At 72.6% G+C, this 16,180-nt stretch carries 12 protein-coding genes; 5 read left to right on the top strand and 7 right to left on the bottom strand.

What is annotated here, in order from left to right:
• The 6 genes from ABGB17_RS34610 to ABGB17_RS34585 all read right to left on the bottom strand — a co-directional run.
• Positions 1 to 1,073: acyclic terpene utilization AtuA family protein (locus ABGB17_RS34610; protein WP_347637783.1), on the bottom strand; the 1,073-nt coding region annotated here is incomplete at its 3' end.
• Between the two features lie 68 nt (positions 1,074 to 1,141).
• A complete protein-coding gene (locus ABGB17_RS34605) occupies positions 1,142 to 1,909 on the bottom strand; it encodes an enoyl-CoA hydratase-related protein (RefSeq protein WP_347637773.1) in 768 nt (255 codons plus the stop codon).
• Complete coding sequence (locus ABGB17_RS34600; RefSeq protein WP_347637771.1) at positions 1,909 to 4,008, bottom strand: biotin carboxylase N-terminal domain-containing protein; 2,100 nt, start codon at positions 4,006 to 4,008, stop codon at positions 1,909 to 1,911. The genes ABGB17_RS34605 and ABGB17_RS34600 overlap by 1 nt, the downstream gene beginning before the upstream one ends.
• Positions 4,009 to 4,013: 5 nt before the next feature.
• A complete protein-coding gene (locus tag ABGB17_RS34595) occupies positions 4,014 to 5,546 on the bottom strand; it encodes a carboxyl transferase domain-containing protein (protein WP_347637781.1) in 1,533 nt (510 codons plus the stop codon).
• Positions 5,547 to 5,637: 91 nt separating this feature from the next.
• Positions 5,638 to 7,179 (bottom strand): protein kinase, encoded by a 1,542-nt coding sequence (locus ABGB17_RS34590; protein WP_347637769.1) that lies wholly within the window; start codon positions 7,177 to 7,179, stop codon positions 5,638 to 5,640.
• Positions 7,180 to 7,249: 70 nt separating this feature from the next.
• On the bottom strand, positions 7,250 to 8,608 hold the full coding sequence (locus ABGB17_RS34585; RefSeq protein ID WP_347637767.1) for an FAD-linked oxidase C-terminal domain-containing protein: 1,359 nt from the start codon (positions 8,606 to 8,608) through the stop codon (positions 7,250 to 7,252).
• Between the two features lie 184 nt (positions 8,609 to 8,792).
• Here ABGB17_RS34585 and ABGB17_RS34580 point away from each other — a divergent pair, with 184 nt between their 5' ends.
• Positions 8,793 to 11,573, top strand: a complete 2,781-nt coding sequence (locus tag ABGB17_RS34580; protein ID WP_347637765.1) for an immune inhibitor A domain-containing protein — start codon at positions 8,793 to 8,795, stop codon at positions 11,571 to 11,573.
• 132 nt (positions 11,574 to 11,705) lie between these two features.
• A complete protein-coding gene (locus tag ABGB17_RS34575; RefSeq protein WP_347637763.1) occupies positions 11,706 to 12,644 on the top strand; it encodes a diacylglycerol kinase family protein in 939 nt (312 codons plus the stop codon).
• Between the two features lie 3 nt (positions 12,645 to 12,647).
• Here the strand turns inward: ABGB17_RS34575 and ABGB17_RS34570 are convergent, their stop codons facing one another.
• Positions 12,648 to 13,811 (bottom strand): MalY/PatB family protein, encoded by a 1,164-nt coding sequence (locus ABGB17_RS34570; protein ID WP_347637761.1) that lies wholly within the window; start codon positions 13,809 to 13,811, stop codon positions 12,648 to 12,650.
• Positions 13,812 to 13,989: 178 nt separating this feature from the next.
• Between ABGB17_RS34570 and ABGB17_RS34565 the strand changes: the two genes are divergently transcribed.
• The 3 genes from ABGB17_RS34565 to ABGB17_RS34555 are packed head-to-tail and all read left to right on the top strand — an operon-like array spanning position 13,990 to position 16,104.
• Positions 13,990 to 14,502 (top strand): MaoC family dehydratase, encoded by a 513-nt coding sequence (locus ABGB17_RS34565; RefSeq protein WP_347637759.1) that lies wholly within the window; start codon positions 13,990 to 13,992, stop codon positions 14,500 to 14,502.
• A 16-nt stretch (positions 14,503 to 14,518) separates the two neighbouring features.
• Entirely contained in the window at positions 14,519 to 15,676 is a 1,158-nt protein-coding gene (locus ABGB17_RS34560) for an acyl-CoA dehydrogenase family protein (RefSeq protein ID WP_347637757.1), read from the top strand.
• Positions 15,673 to 16,104 carry an HIT family protein gene (locus ABGB17_RS34555; RefSeq protein WP_347637755.1) on the top strand — a complete coding sequence of 144 codons (432 nt, stop codon included), beginning with the start codon at positions 15,673 to 15,675 and terminating at the stop codon, positions 16,102 to 16,104. Before ABGB17_RS34560 ends, ABGB17_RS34555 begins: the two co-directional genes overlap by 4 nt.
• Positions 16,105 to 16,180 lie beyond the last annotated feature (76 nt).

Raw genomic sequence — 16,180 nt, 5'->3', positions numbered from 1 at the left:
GTGGGAGATGGCGGGGTGATGGGGGTGGGGACTTTGGGTGGTGAGGGAGTGGGGGCGGTGGTGGGTGGGGTGGTGATGGGGGTGAGGTCGATGTGGAGTTCGGAGAAGGAGGTTCTTGGGATGCGGGTGAAGATGGCCTCTTCGGCTAGGTGGGCCTTGGCTTGCAGGTTCAGGCCGGTGAGGACCAGGGTCATGGTGTTGCGGTAGCCGGCGAGGTAGTTGAGGGCGACCTTCAGGGTGGGCGGTGGGGGGGTGCCGCGGACGCCGGTGATGTGGACGCGGTCGGGGGCTTGCTGGGTGAGGTGGATGGTGTCGAAGTGGGTGGTGACGTCGGGGCCCGGGTACTGGGGGGAGGCGATCTCGTACAGGAGTTGGGCGGTGACGGTGCCTGTGGTGACGGCGCCGCCGGTGCCGGGGTGTTTGGTGATGACGCTGGAGCCGTCGGCGTGCAGCTCGGCTATGGGGAAGCCGCAGGTGGGGAGGTCGGGGATCTCCTCGAAGAAGGCGTAGTTGCCGCCGGTGGCCTGGCAGCCGCACTCGATGACGTGGCCGGCGACCACCGAGCCCGCCAGGGCGTCGAGGTCGCCGGCGGTCCAGCCGAAGTGCCACATGCCGGGGCCGGTGACCAGGGCGGCGTCGGTCACCCTGCCGGTGACCACGACGTCGGCTCCTGCCTCCAGGGCGGTGGCGATGGGGCGGCCGCCCAGGTAGGCGTTCGCGGTCAGGGGGGTGGCGGTCAGGGGTTCGCCGGTGTCGAGGTTGATCATGTCGCCCAGGTCGGTGCCGGCGGCCAGGAGGTCGTCGCCGGTGACGTGGGCGACCGTGGCGTTCAGGCCGAGGCGGGCGGCGAGGTCCGTGACGGCTTCGGCGCAGCCGGCCGGGTCGAGGCCCCCCGCGTTGGAGACGATCTTGATGCCGCGGTCCAGGCAGGTGCCGAGTACCTGTTCCATCTGGGTGAGGAACGTGCGGGCGTAGCCGGGGCGGCCCTTCAGGCGGTTGCCCGCCAGGATCAGCATGGTCAACTCGGCCAGCCAGTCGCCGGTGAGGACGTCGATGGGGCCGCCCTCGACCATCTCGCGGGCGGCGGACAGGCGGTCCCCGTAGAAACCGCTGCAGTTGGCCACCCGCAGGGGCTTCCCGGTCACGACGGGTCCCGCGGCGGGATCCACGAGGCGGGGCGTTTCTCCATGAACGCTCTGATGCCCTCCTGCCCTTCGGGTGAGGTGAAGCGCTCGGCGGACAGGTCCGCCATCCGCCGCAGGCCCTCCTCCACCGGCAGGGCGGGGACGGTGCGCACCAGCTGCTTGGTGATCGCGAGGGACTCGGGGCCGCCCTTGAGCAGCATCCCGGTGTAGTGGGCGACCGCCGGGTCCAGGTCGCCGGGCGGTACGGCGCGGGTGAGCAGGCCGATCTCCACGGCGCGGGCGGCGTCGAAGACCTCGCCGGTGAGGAAGTACTCGGCCGCGGCGCGGGGGTCGAGGCGCCGCAGCACGGTCACCGCGATCATCGCGGGGACCACGCCGAGACGCACCTCGCTGAACGCGAACGTGGCGGTGTCGGGGGCGATGGCGAAGTCGCAGGCCGCCACGAGGCCGAGGCCGCCCGCCCGGGCGGTGCCGTTGAGGCGGCAGACCACCGGTTTGGGGCTCTCCCAGATGGCGCGCAGGACGTCGGGGAACGCGCCGGTCACCGGGGCGCCGGACGGGGCCTGCTCCTTGAGGTCGGCGCCGGAGCAGAACACCGGGCCGGTGCCGGTGAGGACGAGCACCCGCGTGGCGTCGTCGCCGATCGCCGTCGCCAGGGCGTCCTGGAGCTCGGCGAGCAGACGGGTGGACAGGGCGTTGCGGTTGGCGGGGGAGTCCAGGGTGAGGGTCGCCACCCCGCCGCGCGTCTCCAGACCGACGAGCATCACGCCTCCTCGATGACGGCGAGCACGGCGCCCGCCTCGACCTGGCGGCCGGGGGCCGCGTCCAGGGCGGCGACGACGCCCGCCGCCGGGGCCCGGATCTGGTGCTCCATCTTCATCGCCTCCAACGTGAGGATCGGCTGCCCCGCGGTGACGGCCGCACCCGGCGTGACCTCGACCCGCAGGACCGTACCCGGCATGGGCGCCAGCAAGGAGCCGGGGGCCGCGGTCACCTCGGGCTCCGGCAGCCGGGGCAGCGACACGAGCCGCACCGACCCGAGCGGCGAGTCCACGAACACGACGTCCCCGTACCGGGCCACGGCGAAGCGCCGCACCACCCCGCCGGCCTCAAGCACCACCTCGCCGGCGCTCGCGGACACCAGCCGCACCCCCTCGAACCCCTCGGCGACCAGCCCGTCCCTGGTGAGCCGGTACGCCACCTCGATCCGCCCCGCGGGCCCCTCGAACGAAGCCCGCTGCGGCTGCGACACCACGTTCCGCCACCCGCTCGGCAACCCCCCGAGCACCCGGGCCCCGTCCCGCCGCCCGGCCGCCAGCGCCAGCGCCGCGGCCAGCGCCGCCGGCCCGATCCGTCCCGCGCCTGACGGCGCGGGGGTGGAAAGGGTGGGTAGGGGGGCGGCTCCCTCCGACGCGGCCCCCACGTCGGTGGCCGGGGGGAGGGGCTCTGTGCCGGTGGTGGGCGGCATGGGGACCGACGCTGCGACCGTGCCGGTGGCCGGGGGGACGGGGGCCGTGGAGGTCAGGTCGTGGCGGGTCAGGAAGCCGGTGTGGACGGTGCCTGCGAGGAAGGCTTCGTGGCGCAGGACGTTCAGCAGCAGGTCGCGGTTGGTGGTGGGGCCGTGGAGGCGGGAGGTGGCGAGGGCTGTGGCGAGGCGGCGGGCGGTGCCTCGGCGGGTGGGGCCGGTGGCGATGAGTTTGGCGAGCATCGGGTCGTAGTGGACGGTGACCTCTGAGCCGCTTTCCACGCCGGAGTCCAGGCGCAGGCGGTAGCCGGTGCCTTGGGGGACGGTGAAGTGCGCGTCCACGCCGGGGACCTCGAAGCGGTGGAGGGGGCCGCTGTGGGGGCGCCAGTCGTCGGCGGGGTCCTCGGCGTAGAGGCGGACCTCTATGGCGTGGCCGGAGGGGGCGGGCGGCGTGGGAGGGAGACGGATGCCTTCGGCGATCTCCAGCTGGAGGCGGACCAGGTCCACGCCGTAGACGCACTCGGTCACCGGGTGCTCGACCTGGAGCCGGGTGTTCATCTCGAGGAACGCCACGGTGTCGCCGGACGGGCCGGGCTTGACCAGGAACTCGACGGTGCCGGCGCCCACGTAGCCGATGGCGGTGGCGGCCTTGACGGCGGACTCCAGGAGCAGCGCGCGGGTGGCGGGCGCGAGGCCGGGGGCGGGGGTCTCCTCCATGACCTTCTGGTGGCGGCGTTGCAGGGAGCAGTCGCGTTCGCCGAGGGTCCACACGGTGCCGTGGGTGTCGGCGAGGACCTGGACCTCGATGTGGCGGGCGTCCTCCAGCAGGGGCTCCACGAACACGGCGCCGTCGCCGAACGCGGACGCGGCCTCACGGCGGGCCGCGGCCAGCGCGTCCGGCAGCTCGGCGGGGTCGCGCACGATCCGCATGCCGCGGCCGCCGCCACCGGCGGAGGCCTTCACCAGCACGGGGTACGGGAGCGCGGCCTCGGGGTCCAGGGACGCCAGCAGCGGCACCCCGGCGCGGCCCATCAGCTCCTTGGCCTCGATCTTGGAGCCCATCGCCGCGATGGCCCCCGGCGGCGGCCCGACCCAGGTGAGGCCGGCGTCCAGCACGGCCTGCGCGAACTCCGCGTTCTCCGACAGGAAGCCGTACCCGGGGTGCACGGCGTCCGCGCCGGCGGCGCGGGCGGCGGCGAGGATCGACGGCACGGACAGATAGGTGTCCGCGGGCCGCGTCCCGGGCAGCCGCACCGCGTGGTCGGCCTCGGCGGCGTGGGGCGCGGCGGCGTCGGCGTCGGAGAAGACCGCCACCGTCTCGACGCCGAGTGCCCGGCAGGTGCGGAAGATCCGGCGGGCGATCTCGCCCCGGTTGGCCACCAGCAGTCGTCTGATCATGTCGGTCACATCCGGAAGACGCCGAAACCGGCGGGTGCGGGGGAGGGGGCGGGCGCGTTCCCGATGGCGGACAGGCACAGGCCGAGCACGGTGCGGGTGTCCCTGGGGTCGATCACCCCGTCGTCGTACAACCGCCCTGACAGGAAGAACGCCAGCGACTCCGCCTCGATCTGGGCCTCCACCATCTGCCGCATCGCCGCGTCGGCCTCCTCGTCGTAGGCCTGCCCGCGCGCCTGGGCCGCCGCCCGGCCCACGATCGACAACACCCCGGCGAGCTGCGCGGGGCCCATCACCGCGGACTTGGCGCTCGGCCAGGAGAACAGGAACCGGGGCGCGTACGCCCGCCCGCACATGCCGTAGTTGCCCGCCCCGTAGGACGCCCCCATCACGACGGTCAGATGCGGCACGGACGAGTTGGCCACCGCGTTGATCATCATCGCGCCGTGCTTGATGATGCCGCCCTGCTCGTACTGCTTGCCCACCATGTAGCCGGTGGTGTTCTGCAGGAACACCAGCGGCGTCCGCGTCTGGTTGGCGAGCTGGATGAACTGCGCCGCCTTCTGCGACTCCTCGCTGAACAGCACACCCCGCGCGTTGGCCAGGATCCCGACCGGGTGCCCGTGCAGCTCCGCCCACCCGGTGACGAGCCCGGCACCGTACAGCGCCTTGAACTCGTCGAACTCGCTGCCGTCCACCACCCGCGCGATCACCTCACGCGGGTCGAACGGCACCTTCAGGTCCTCCGGCACCACGCCGAGCAGCTCCTCCTCGTCGTACAGAGGCGGCGTCCCCGCGGGGACGGGGTCCTTGCGCCGGTTGAGCCGCCGTACGACGCGCCGCCCGATCCGCAGCGCGTCGTGCTCGTCGAGCGCCAGGTGGTCGGCGAGCCCCGACACCCGGGCGTGCATCTCGGCCCCGCCGAGCGACTCGTCGTCCGATTCCTCCCCGGTGGCCATCTTGACCAGCGGCGGCCCTCCGAGGAACACCTTGGCCCGTTCCCGCACCATGACCACGTGGTCGCTCAGCCCTGGCACGTACGCGCCGCCGGCCGTGGAGTTGCCGAACACCAGGGCGATCGTCGGCACCCCGGCCGCCGACAGCCGCGTGAGGTCCCGGAACACCTGCCCGCCCGGGATGAAGATCTCCTTCTGGGTGGGCAGGTCCGCCCCGCCCGACTCCACCAGGTTGATCAGCGGCAGCCGGTTCTCCAGCGCGATGTCCGAGGCCCGCAGCGACTTGCGCAGCGTCCACGGGTTGGACGACCCGCCCCGCACGGTGGGGTCGTTGGCGACGATCACACACTCGACGCCCTCGACGACCCCGATCCCGGTGACCACGCTCGCCCCCACAGGGAAGTCGCTGCCCCACGCGGCGAGCGGCGACAGCTCAAGGAACGGCGAGTCCGCGTCGACCAGCAGCTCGATCCGCTCCCGCGCCGTCAGCTTGCCCCGCGCGCGGTGCCGGTCGACGTATTTCGGGCCGCCACCCGCGACGGCCTTGGCGTGCTCGGCGTCGAGCTCGGCGAGTTTGGCGAGCATGGCCGCCCGCCTGGCCTTGACGGTGGGGTCGGCGGGATCGAGCCTGCTGTGGATCACGCTGGTCTCCTGGAGATCGTTCTCCCGACGCAGGCTACCCGCAGTGCGACCAGCCGCTCTGCCAGGAGGTCCCCGAGTGGCTCCCGCCCCAGATCACGCACGTCTTCTGCGCGGTGAGCCGCACCGGCCCGGCGTAGGCGGTGAACGCTCCGGCGTCGGAGCCGGAGGTTCCGCCCTGCACCTTCAGCACCACCGACATCTTGACCTTCTGCGGTGCGACGTACTTCGACAGCGTCACCACGCAGTTCTTGCCGGCCGTCGCGTTGTACATGAGCACGACCGTGGCCTTCGTGCCGAGCGCGTGTGCGTCCACCCGGCTGTACCCGGACCCGCAGACCTGTGCCGCCGTGTACGGGTTGGGCTTCGGGGTGGCCGTCGGCTTGGGTGTCGCGGACGGTGTCGGGGTGGGGGTGGCCGTGGGGGTACGGCTGGGGGTGCGGGACGGCGACGGCGTGCGGGACGGTGTGCGGGCGCGTGACGGCGACGCCGACGGGCGGGGGGTGCGGGCCGCCGCCGGGCGGGTGGCCCTCGGGGACGGCGTGCGGGTCCGCCGGGGCGACGGTGACGCCGCCGTGGCGGGCGCCTCCGCGGTGGGCGACTCGCCGCCCTCGACGCCCGCGACGACCGGCGGCTGCGCCTGCGGGGACGCCCCGCCGGTCCGCAGGGCCAGCGTGACGCCCGCCGCGAGCACCGCGGCGACGACACCCGCCGCCACCGGCAGCAGCACCGGCCGAAGGCGGCGCGGCTCGCGCGGCGGGGCCGGCGGCGTGGACGGCCGGCCCATCAGGTGGGACACCACCTGCTCGGCCGTGGGCCGGCGCGCGGGGTCCTTGGCCAGGCACGCGGCCACGAGGTCGCGCAGCGGCCCGTCGAGGGCCCGCAGGTCGGGTGGCTCGTTCAGGATGCGGTTGATCACCGCGGGGATGGAGTCCGCGCCGAACGCGGGCCGTCCGCCGGCCGCGTAGACCATGGTGACGCCCCACGCGAACACGTCCACCGCGGGGGTGAGCGGCCCCCCGCCGAGCTGTTCGGGTGCCAGGTACGCCGGGGTGCCGAGCGTGTCGGCGGTGAGGGTGGCGCCGGGGGTGTCCAGGGCGCGGGCCACGCCGAAGTCGATGACGACCGGCCCCTCCGGCCCCATCAGCACGTTGGCGGGCTTGAAGTCGCGGTGCAGGATGCCGGCGCGGTGGATGGCGGCGAGCGCGGTGGCCGTGCTGACCGCCACCCGGTCGAGCGCGGCGCCCCGCCGCGGCCCGTCCCGCTCCACCAGTGCCCGCAGCGACGGCCCCGGCACGTACTCGCTGACGATGTAGGGCCGGTCCCCGGCGACGTCGGCGTGCAGCACCGGGGCGGTGCAGAACCGGGCGACCCGCTGGGCGACCGACACCTCGCGCAGGAACCGGGCCCGGGCGTCGCTGTCCTCCGACAGGCGGGCGTGCAGCAGCTTGACGGCGACGGGCTCGCCGGACGGCCCGCGGCCGAGGTAGACGACGCCCTGGCCGCCCTCCCCGAGGCGCCCGACGATCTCGAACGCGCCCAGGCGGGGCGGGTCGCCGCCGGTGAGCGCCTGCGTCACTGGGACCCCCGTAACCGTGACTTGGTGAGTTTTGTCGGCCTTGCGCACGCTACCAGCGGGACAGCCCGTGTCAGATGGCCTTGCCGGGGTTCATGATGCCCAAGGGGTCGAAGACGTCCTTGATCCCGCGCTGCACGTCCCCGGACACCGGCCCCCGCTCCAGGTCCAGCCAGCGGCGCTTCAGCACGCCCACCCCGTGCTCGCCGGTCAGCGTGCCGCCGAGGCGGAGCGCGGCGCGGAACACCTCGTCGGCCGCCGCCCAGACGTGCGGCGGCGGCTCGGGCAGCCCGCGGTCGAAGACGAACACCGGGTGCAGGTTGCCGTCCCCGGCGTGCGCCACCGTGCAGATCAGCGCGCCGTGCCGCTCCGCGGCGGCCTCGATCTCGGAGATCATCTCGGGCAGCGCGGAGCGGGGCACGCACACGTCCTCCACCAGGCACGCGCCGAGCCGCTCCTTGGCCTGGTACGCCAGCCGCCGCACCCCGATCAGCTCGTCGCTCTCCTCGGGGCTGGAGGTGGCGGCCACGAAACCCGCGCCGTTGGCCTCGCACAGCTTGGCCATGCGCTCGGCCTCGCCGGGGCGGCCGTCGTCGGACTGCCCGATCAGCATGGCCCGCACCCCGGGCTCCAGGCCGATGTTCTTCCAGTCGTCGATGGCCCGCAGGGTGTTGCGGTCCATCAGCTCCAGCAGCGAGGGACGGCACCCGGCGGCGACGATGGCCGCCACGGCGTCCCCGGCGGCCCGCAGGGAGGGGAACTCGGCGGCGAACGTCGCGGGCGGCGTGTCGGGCGCCCGCCGCAGCCGCAGCGTGGCCTCGGTGATCACACCGAGCGTGCCCTCCGACCCGACGAACAGGCCGGTGAGGTCGTACCCGGTGACGCCCTTCATGGTGCGCCGCCCGGTGGCGAGCACGCGCCCGTCGGCCAGCACGACCTCAAGGCCGAGCACCGAGTCGCGGGTCACGCCGTACTTCACGCAGCGCAGCCCGCCCGCGTTGGTGGCGAGGTTGCCGCCGATGGTGGAGATCTCGTACGAGGACGGGTCCGGCGCGTACATCAGCCCGTGCTCGCGGGCCGCGCGGTCCAGGTCGGCGGTGATCACGCCGGGCTCCGCGACGGCGATCTCGTCGGCGGGCGACAACTCGCGGACGGCCGTCATCTTGGCCAGGGAGAGCATCACGCAGCCGTCCACCGCGGTGGCGCCGCCCGCCAGCCCGGTGCCGGCGCCGCGGGGCACCACCGGCACCCGGTGCTCGGTGGCCCAGCGCAGGGTGGCCACCACGTCGTCGCGGGTCTCGGCGGCGACCGCGCACAGCGGCGTGCCCGGCGCGAGGAATGTCTGGTCGCGGGCGTAGGAGGCGGCCACGTCGGGGTCGGTCAGGACGCGGCCGGGCGGCAGGGCGCCGACCAGGTCAGCGAGGTGGTTCACGCCTGTGACTTTATGTTCCGCGCGGCGATTCGCCCACTCGGGAGCGGATCCTCCGACGGGATCGGGCCATTCGACTCGACCAGATGACGATTCAGCAACAACCCAAGTTTACTTTACTTTCCCTTTACTTTTTCCTCTAACGTCCGCTTTGCCGATTCTTGGCGTTGTATGAGGAGGATCCCTGTTGTCACGCAGAGTCAGGCGTCTCGTCGCCACGCTGCCGGTTCTGGGACTGGCGGCGGCGGGGCTCGTGGTCACGGGTTCGGTGTCCCCGGCCACGGCGGGGGACGGCACCGTTGCCCGGTACCAGCCCAAGGCGAGCGACTACTACATCAACTACGCCCCTCCGCGGGTGCAGGCCGACTCGGCCACCAAGGCCGCGGAGAAGGTCGACACCAACGCCGGCAAGCGGAAGGGCAGTGCGCCCACTGCCGAGGAATTCGACCATAAGCACAGCCTCGGCAACCCGGTCGCCGCGCGAGTGCTCACCAAGCACGAGCGCCAGGCGGCGCGCACCGGCAAGAACCCGTACGAATGGCTGTACAAGAAGGCCAACACCACGCAGGAAGCCAAGCTGCTGACCCTGCTCGTGGAGTTCAACGAGAACGCCAACGACGACTTCTCCGGCTGGAGCCGTCCGACCAGCACCGACGACACCAGCGTCTGCGTCACCGAGCCGCCGGGCACGAAGGTCAACGGCCCGCTGCACAACAAGATCCCCAACCCCGCGCAGGCAGGAGGCGGGGGCAAGGACAACAACTCGATGTGGGTGCCTGACTTCAACAACGCCCACTACAACGCGATGCTCTACTCCGACAGGGGGATCACCCAGCGGGTCCGCACGGACCTGACCGACCCCCGGGACGGCAAGAAGGGCATCGACATCTCCGGCTACACCATGAAGAAGATGTACGAGGAGATGTCGAAGGGCGCCTACACCGTCACCGGTGAGGCCATCGGCTGGCTGAAGGTCCCGCACTCCGAGGCGTGGTACGGCGCCGGCGCCTGTAACGCCGCTCCGCAGGACATGTCGGGCCACCCGGACAACCCGCGTGGCGCCGCCCAGCTCGGCATCGACGCGGTGAACGTCCTGGCCGCGCAGAACCCGAGCTTCCCGTGGGCCGACTACGACAAGGAAGACACCTCCGACGCGGACGGTGACGGCAACGTCAACGAGCCGGACGGTGTCGTCGACCACCTGGTGCTCGTGCACGCCGGTGAGGACAAGTCGGGCGGCGGCGGCGCCGAGGGCACCTACGCCATCTGGGCGCACTCCAGCGCCATCCCCGGCGGCTACACCGTGCCCGGCACCAACGTCAAGATCTCGAACTACATCGTGCAGCCCGAGGACTCCGGCGTCGGCGTCTTCGCCCACGAGTACGGCCACGACCTCGGCCTGCCCGACCTGTACGACTCCAGCGGCGGTGGCGACACCTCCGTGGAGTTCTGGGACCTGATGTCCACTGGTTCCCACTCGGGCCCGATCTTCCAGTCCATGCCGACCCACATGGGCCTGTGGGACAAGTGGGTGCTCGGCTGGGCCAACCCGAAGGTCGTCGATCCCGGGACCGGGACCAAGCTGGTGACCGTCGGCCAGGCCTCGCGCACGCCGAAGCTCACCGAGGACGGCGTGCGGGTCAACCTGCCGCCCAAGACGGTGACGCTGAGCACCCCGCACAGCGGGTCCAACCTGTGGTGGTCCAACAGCGACCAGGACTGGGCGGACGTCCGGCTCACCCGCTCCATCGCGGTGCCGTCCGGCTCCGACGTGAAGTTCCGGTTCTGGACCGACTACACGATCGAGGCGGACTGGGACTACGGCTTCGTCGAGGTCTCCACCGACGGCGGCGCGACCTGGAACGAGCAGAAGATCTACGCTGAGGACGGCTCGCTCGCCTCCACCGATGACGGCTACGCCGACCCCAACAAGCGCATGGTCGACTACGGCGGCAAGAAGTACGGCCTCACCGGCGAGTCGGGCGGCTGGCGCCACCTCTACGTCGACCTCGCTCCGTTCGCCGGCCAGAACATCACGCTGCGGACGCGCTACGCCACCGACGCGGCGTTCAACGACCGCGGCTGGTTCCTCGACGACTTCTCCGTGACCAACGGCACCACCACGGTCTTCAGCGACGACGTCGAGTCGGGCGCCAACGGCTGGACCGCCGCCACCGGCAGCTTCACCGACACCACCGGTGCCGGCTGGCAGCGGTACAGCGGCTCCCAGCAGAGCGCGCAGTACTACCTCGCCGAGTGGCGCAACCTGGACGGGTTCGACAACGGCCTGAAGTACGCCTACGACACCACCTGGCTCCGTGACGGCGCCTGGAAGGTGGAGAAGACCCCGTACAACGCGCCGGGTCTGCTGGTGTGGCTGCGCGACACCGCCTACACGGTCAACCACGGCTCGGCCAACATCTGGTCGCTGCCGTCGGCGGGCCCGAAGGGTCAGCTCCTGCTCGTGGACTCCCACTTCGACCCGCTGCGCCGCACCGGCGCCGCGGCCGAGGCGGACCCGGGCGTGCTGAAGAACATCCCGTCCCGGCCGCAGTCCTCCAACGCGGCGTTCGGCTTCAACAAGACGTACTCCTTCAAGGAGTGCCTCGAGTCGGCGCCGTTCGTCCAGGTCTGCACGAACTTCAGCCCGCAGAACCCGGTCAAGGCGTTCACCGACGCCAAGGGCTGGTACCCGGGTCTGGAGATCCGTGACGACGGCCTGTACTACCGGTTCCGCGACGGCTCGGCGGTCGTCCCGTCCAAGGACAACCAGCCGTACTCGGTGCGAGTCGTCAACCCCGACGGCACCCCGGCGACGGACCTGTACGGCGAGACGGTCAACGGGTTCACGCTCGGCACCGGCAACCCCGGCGACGAGGGCAAGCAGCTCGGCGTGCAGATCAAGCTGGTCTCGCCGCTGCCGGGCAACCTCGGTGTCATCCTCCAGGTGACCTCGTCGAAGAAGTGACCTTGAAGTGACCTTCGGGCGGCTGACCTGAGGGCTCCCGCGGGGCGGGTACGGCACTGCCGTACCCGCCCCGTTCGCTTTCCCGCCTCAAATAGCATGTCCCGGGACGCTGTCTACGGGGACGGGTGATCGGTGAGCGAGTTGCGGAGCAAGACGGAGCACACCAAGGCGATCCGCGATCTGCGGCGCCTGGTGCTGGTGGTCAACACCAGGTCGCGCCGGGGCCGCCGCCTGTATTTCGACGCGTTGCGATTGCTGCGGGACGAGGGCTACCGCCCGATGCGCACCTACGCGGTGACCGACCCCACGCGGCTCCCCGAGATCCTCGAGGAGGCGCTCGGCCTCCAGCCGGACCTGCTGGTGGTGGGCGGCGGCGACGGCAGCCTCAGCGAGGCCGTCAAACACGTGGCGCACCGCGACGTGGCCCTCGGCGTGCTGCCGCTCGGCACGACCAACAACTTCGCCCGCAGCCTCGGGCTGCCGCTCGACCTCGCCCGCGCGGTCAAGGTGTTCGGCCTCGGCAAGGTCGCCGACATCGACCTCGGCATGGCGGGGGACACGCCGTTCGCCAACCTCGCCAGCTTCGGGGTGTCGGTCGAGGTGGCGGGCACCGTCAAGCCGTGGCTCAAGCGGCTGCTCGGCCGGGCCGCCTACCCCCTGACCGCGCTGGCCGCCCTGCCGCGGCACCGGCCGTTCCGGGCGTACGTCACGGTGGACGGCCGCCGCCACGAGCTGCTCACCCACCAGCTCAACATCGCCAACGGCCGCTACCACGGGGGCTGGCAGATCGCCAGGGACATCAGCATCGACAACCGCCGCCTGGTGGCCTACCAGCTCGGCTCGGGCCGCAAGCTGCGGCTGCTCGCCGAGACGCTGGTGCGGGCCACCACCGGCCGGTGGCGCAGCCTCGCCGGTGGCCCGTTCGTCACCGGCGCCGAGATGCTGATCGAGACCGACCCGCCCATGCCGGCCGACGTGGACGGCGAGGTGCGCCTGAGCACCCCGCTGACCATCCGCACCGAGCCCAACGGCCTGCGCGTGATGGTCCCCGCCGGTTTCGTCGACACCTGACCCTCAGGAGCGCAGGGCCGCCGCCATGCGCTCCACCGCCTCGGTCAGCAGGGCGGGGTCGGTGGCGAAGTTGAACCGGGCGTGGCCCGCGCCGCCCGGCCCGAACTTCGGGCCGGAGTACAGGGCGACGCCGCCCCGGCGCAGGAACCACTCCGCGGGGTCCTCGCCGAGCCCGAGGGCGCGCAGGTCCAGCCAGGCCAGGTAGGTCGCCTGCGGCGGCTGGTACCCGGCCTCGGGCAGGTGCTCGGCCAGCAGGTCGCCGAGCAGCCGCCGGTTGGCGTCCAGCCCGGCCAGCAGATCGTCCAGCCACGGCTCGCCCTCGGCGAACGCCGCCTGCCCGGCGATCACCCCGAACAGGCCGCTGAGCTCGCCGATCTCGCCGTCCATCGCCGCGAGCTCGGCCCCGGCGCCCGGCCCGAACACGGCGACCGCCGCCTTCAGGCCGGCGAGGTTCCACGCCTTGGACGCCGACGTCACCGTGACCGACCGCTCGGCGGCGGCGGCGTCCAGCGCGGCGAACGGCACGAAACGGGCACCCGGGTAGACCAGCGGGCCGTGGATCTCGTCGCTGACCACCCGCACGCCGTGCCGCTCGGCCAGCTCCGCCACGGCCAGCAGCTCCTCCTCGGTGAACACCACCCCGGTGGGGTTGTGCGGGCTGCACAGCAGGAACGCGTCCACGCCCCCGGCGAAGCGCCGCTCCAGGTCGGCGAGGTCCAGCCGGTAACCCTCGGCGGTGAGCGCGAGCGGGCTCGGCACGACCTGGCGCCCCATCTTGGGGATGAAGTGGAAGTACGGCGGGTAGGCCGGGGTGTTGACCACCACCCGGCCCCCCGGCGCGGTGAGGTGGCGCAGCACCTCCACGATGCCGGTCATGACGTCGGGCACCAGCCGGACGGACGCCGGGTCGGGCCGCCACCCGAACCGGCGGGCCGTGAACTCCGCGAACGCCTCGGGAAGCGCGCCGGCGGCGGCGTACCCGGTGTCCCCCCGGGCGACCGCGGCGGCGAGGGCCTCGGCGATCGGCGGCGCCAGCGGGGTGTCCATCTCCGCGACCCACACCGGCAGCACGTCCGGCGGGTACTGCCGCCACTTGGCGCTGCGCCGGTGCCGCAGCGCCGGAAGGCCGTACGCGGTCAGGGGGTTGGCGTGGCCGATGCCGCTCATGATGATCCTCCGCCGTCAGGGGGACGCCGTCGCAGGTGTTACATGGTCATGACTAGCACATCGGGCGATTCGCGCAGGTCGGGGGGCGGGCGGACCCGGCCCCCCGCTGGCCCGGCCGCCGGGCCGCGTGCTGGAATGATCGGGAACGAGCCGGTGCGAGCGGGGAAGGGGCGGGGCCGTGACCGTGTACGAGGCCCGGATCGGGCGCTACTACGAGGACTTCGTGGTCGGCGACGTGTACAAGCACCCCTTCGGCCGCACGATCTCCGAGGCGGACAACACGTGGTTCACGCTGCTGACCATGAACACCAACCAGAACCACTTCAACGCCCACTACGCCGCCCGGGCCCCCGCCGGCAAGGTCATCGTGAACTCGGGCCTGACGGTGGCGATCGTGCTCGGCATGTCGGTGATCGACATCAGCCAGAACGCCGAGCTGAACCTCGGCTGGGACGAGATCCGGCTCACTCACCCGGTGTTCGCGGGCGACACCCTCTACGCCGAGTCCAAGGTGCTGGACAAGCGCGAGTCGCGGTCGCGGCCGTACGCAGGCGTCGTCACCTGCCGCACCCGGGGCCTCAACCAGGACGGCGACGAGGTGATGTCCTGGCGGCGGGCCGTCCTCGTGTACAAAAGGGATTCGGCGCAGGACCGGCACCATTTTCCCGAGGCCCGGACCGGGCCGCTCTAGACGGCGGAGGCGGGTCGTGGACTTCGAGCTGAACGAGGACCAGAAGCTGTTCCGGCGCACGCTGCGCGAGTTCGTGGACAGGGAGATCGCGCCGGTCGCCGCGGAGTGGGAGCGCGAGGGCCGCTACCCGGACGAGATCGTCGAGGGGTTCCGGCGGCTCGGCCTGTTCGGCGTCACCGTGCCCGCGGAGTACGGCGGGCTGGAGCTGGACCGGGTGTCGTTCGCCCTGGTCTTCGAGGAGATCGCCCGGGGCTGGATGGGCGTGGCGGGTGTCCTCGGCTCGCACACCCTGTCGGCCTGGATGATCGCGGCGTACGGCACCGAGGAGCAGAAGGCCGCGTACCTGCCCGACCTCGCCACCGGCGCCCGCCGCACCGGCATCGCGCTCACCGAGCCGGGCGCCGGCACCGATCTGCAGGGCATCGCCACCCGGGCCGTGCGGGACGGCGACGAGTACGTCGTGCACGGCACCAAGACCTGGATCACCAACGCCCGGCACGCCGACCCGCTGCCCGTGCTGGTCAAGACGTCGGTGACCGAGCCCGCCCACAAGGGCATGTCGGTGCTGCTGGTGGACGCCGATCTGGGGTTCACCGTGAGCCGCGACCTGCCGAAGCTCGGCTACAAGGGCACCGAGACCTGCGAGGTCGTCTTCGACGGCGTGCGGGTGCCCGCCTCCCGGCTGCTCGGCGGCGTGGAGGGGCGCGGCATGCAGCAGGTGCTGTCGGCGCTGGAGCTCGGGCGGGTCAACATCGCGGCCCGCGCGGTCGGGGTGTCGCAGTGCGCGTACGAGGCGGCGCTCGGCTACGCGCGGGAGCGGCAGGCGTTCGGCCGGCCCATCGCGGACTTCCAGGCGATCCAGCTCAAGCTCGCCGACATGGCCACCGACATCCAGGCGGCGCGGCTGCTGACCTACTGGGCGGCGTCCCGTTCGGAGGCCGGGGCGGTCAACGCGGAGGCGGCGATGGCCAAGTACTTCGCCTCGGAGGTCGCGTTGCGCGTCACCATGGAGTCCATGCGCATCCACGGAGGGTACGGCTACTCGCAGGAGTTCGTCGTCGAGCGCCTCTACAGGGACGCCCCGCTGATGGCGATCGGCGAGGGCACCAACGACGTGCAGCGGCTGGTGATCGCGCGGGCGATGGTGTCCGGCGCGGCGAAGGTGGGCTGGTGAGCGCGGCCGCGGGCGGGTGCCTGTTCTGCGCGATCGCGGCGGGTGAGGTGCCCGCGGCGGTGGTGACGTCCGACGACGTCGTGGCGGCGTTCCTTGACAACCGGCCGCTGTTCAAGGGCCACGTGCTGGTGGTGCCGCTCGCGCACGTCGAGACCCTCACCGACCTGCCGCCCGAGGCGGTCGGGCCGTACTTCGCCCGGGTCAGGGCGATCGCCGCGGCCGTCGAGAAGGGCCTCGGCGCGGCCGGCACCTTCGTCGCGATGAACAACCGCGTCAGCCAGAGCGTCCCCCACCTGCACACCCACGTCGTGCCCCGCAACCCCAAGGACGGCCTGCGCGGCTTCTTCTGGCCCCGCACCAAGTACGCCGGCGACGACGAGGCCGCCGAGTACGCGGCCCGTATCCGCGACGCTGTCGGCGAGATGTGACGGCCGTGCACGGCTTGTCGGGCCGCCCGCCTGGCGTCGGTGGGGTGCCGTTCGTCCCGGTGGACGGCCCGCCGGG

Origin of the sequence: Sphaerisporangium sp. B11E5 (assembly GCF_039871875.1) — a bacterium.
GTDB lineage: Bacteria > Actinomycetota > Actinomycetes > Streptosporangiales > Streptosporangiaceae > Sphaerisporangium.
Note: the sequence above shows the minus strand (reverse complement) of the source record. Positions and strands in the feature narration are given on the sequence as shown.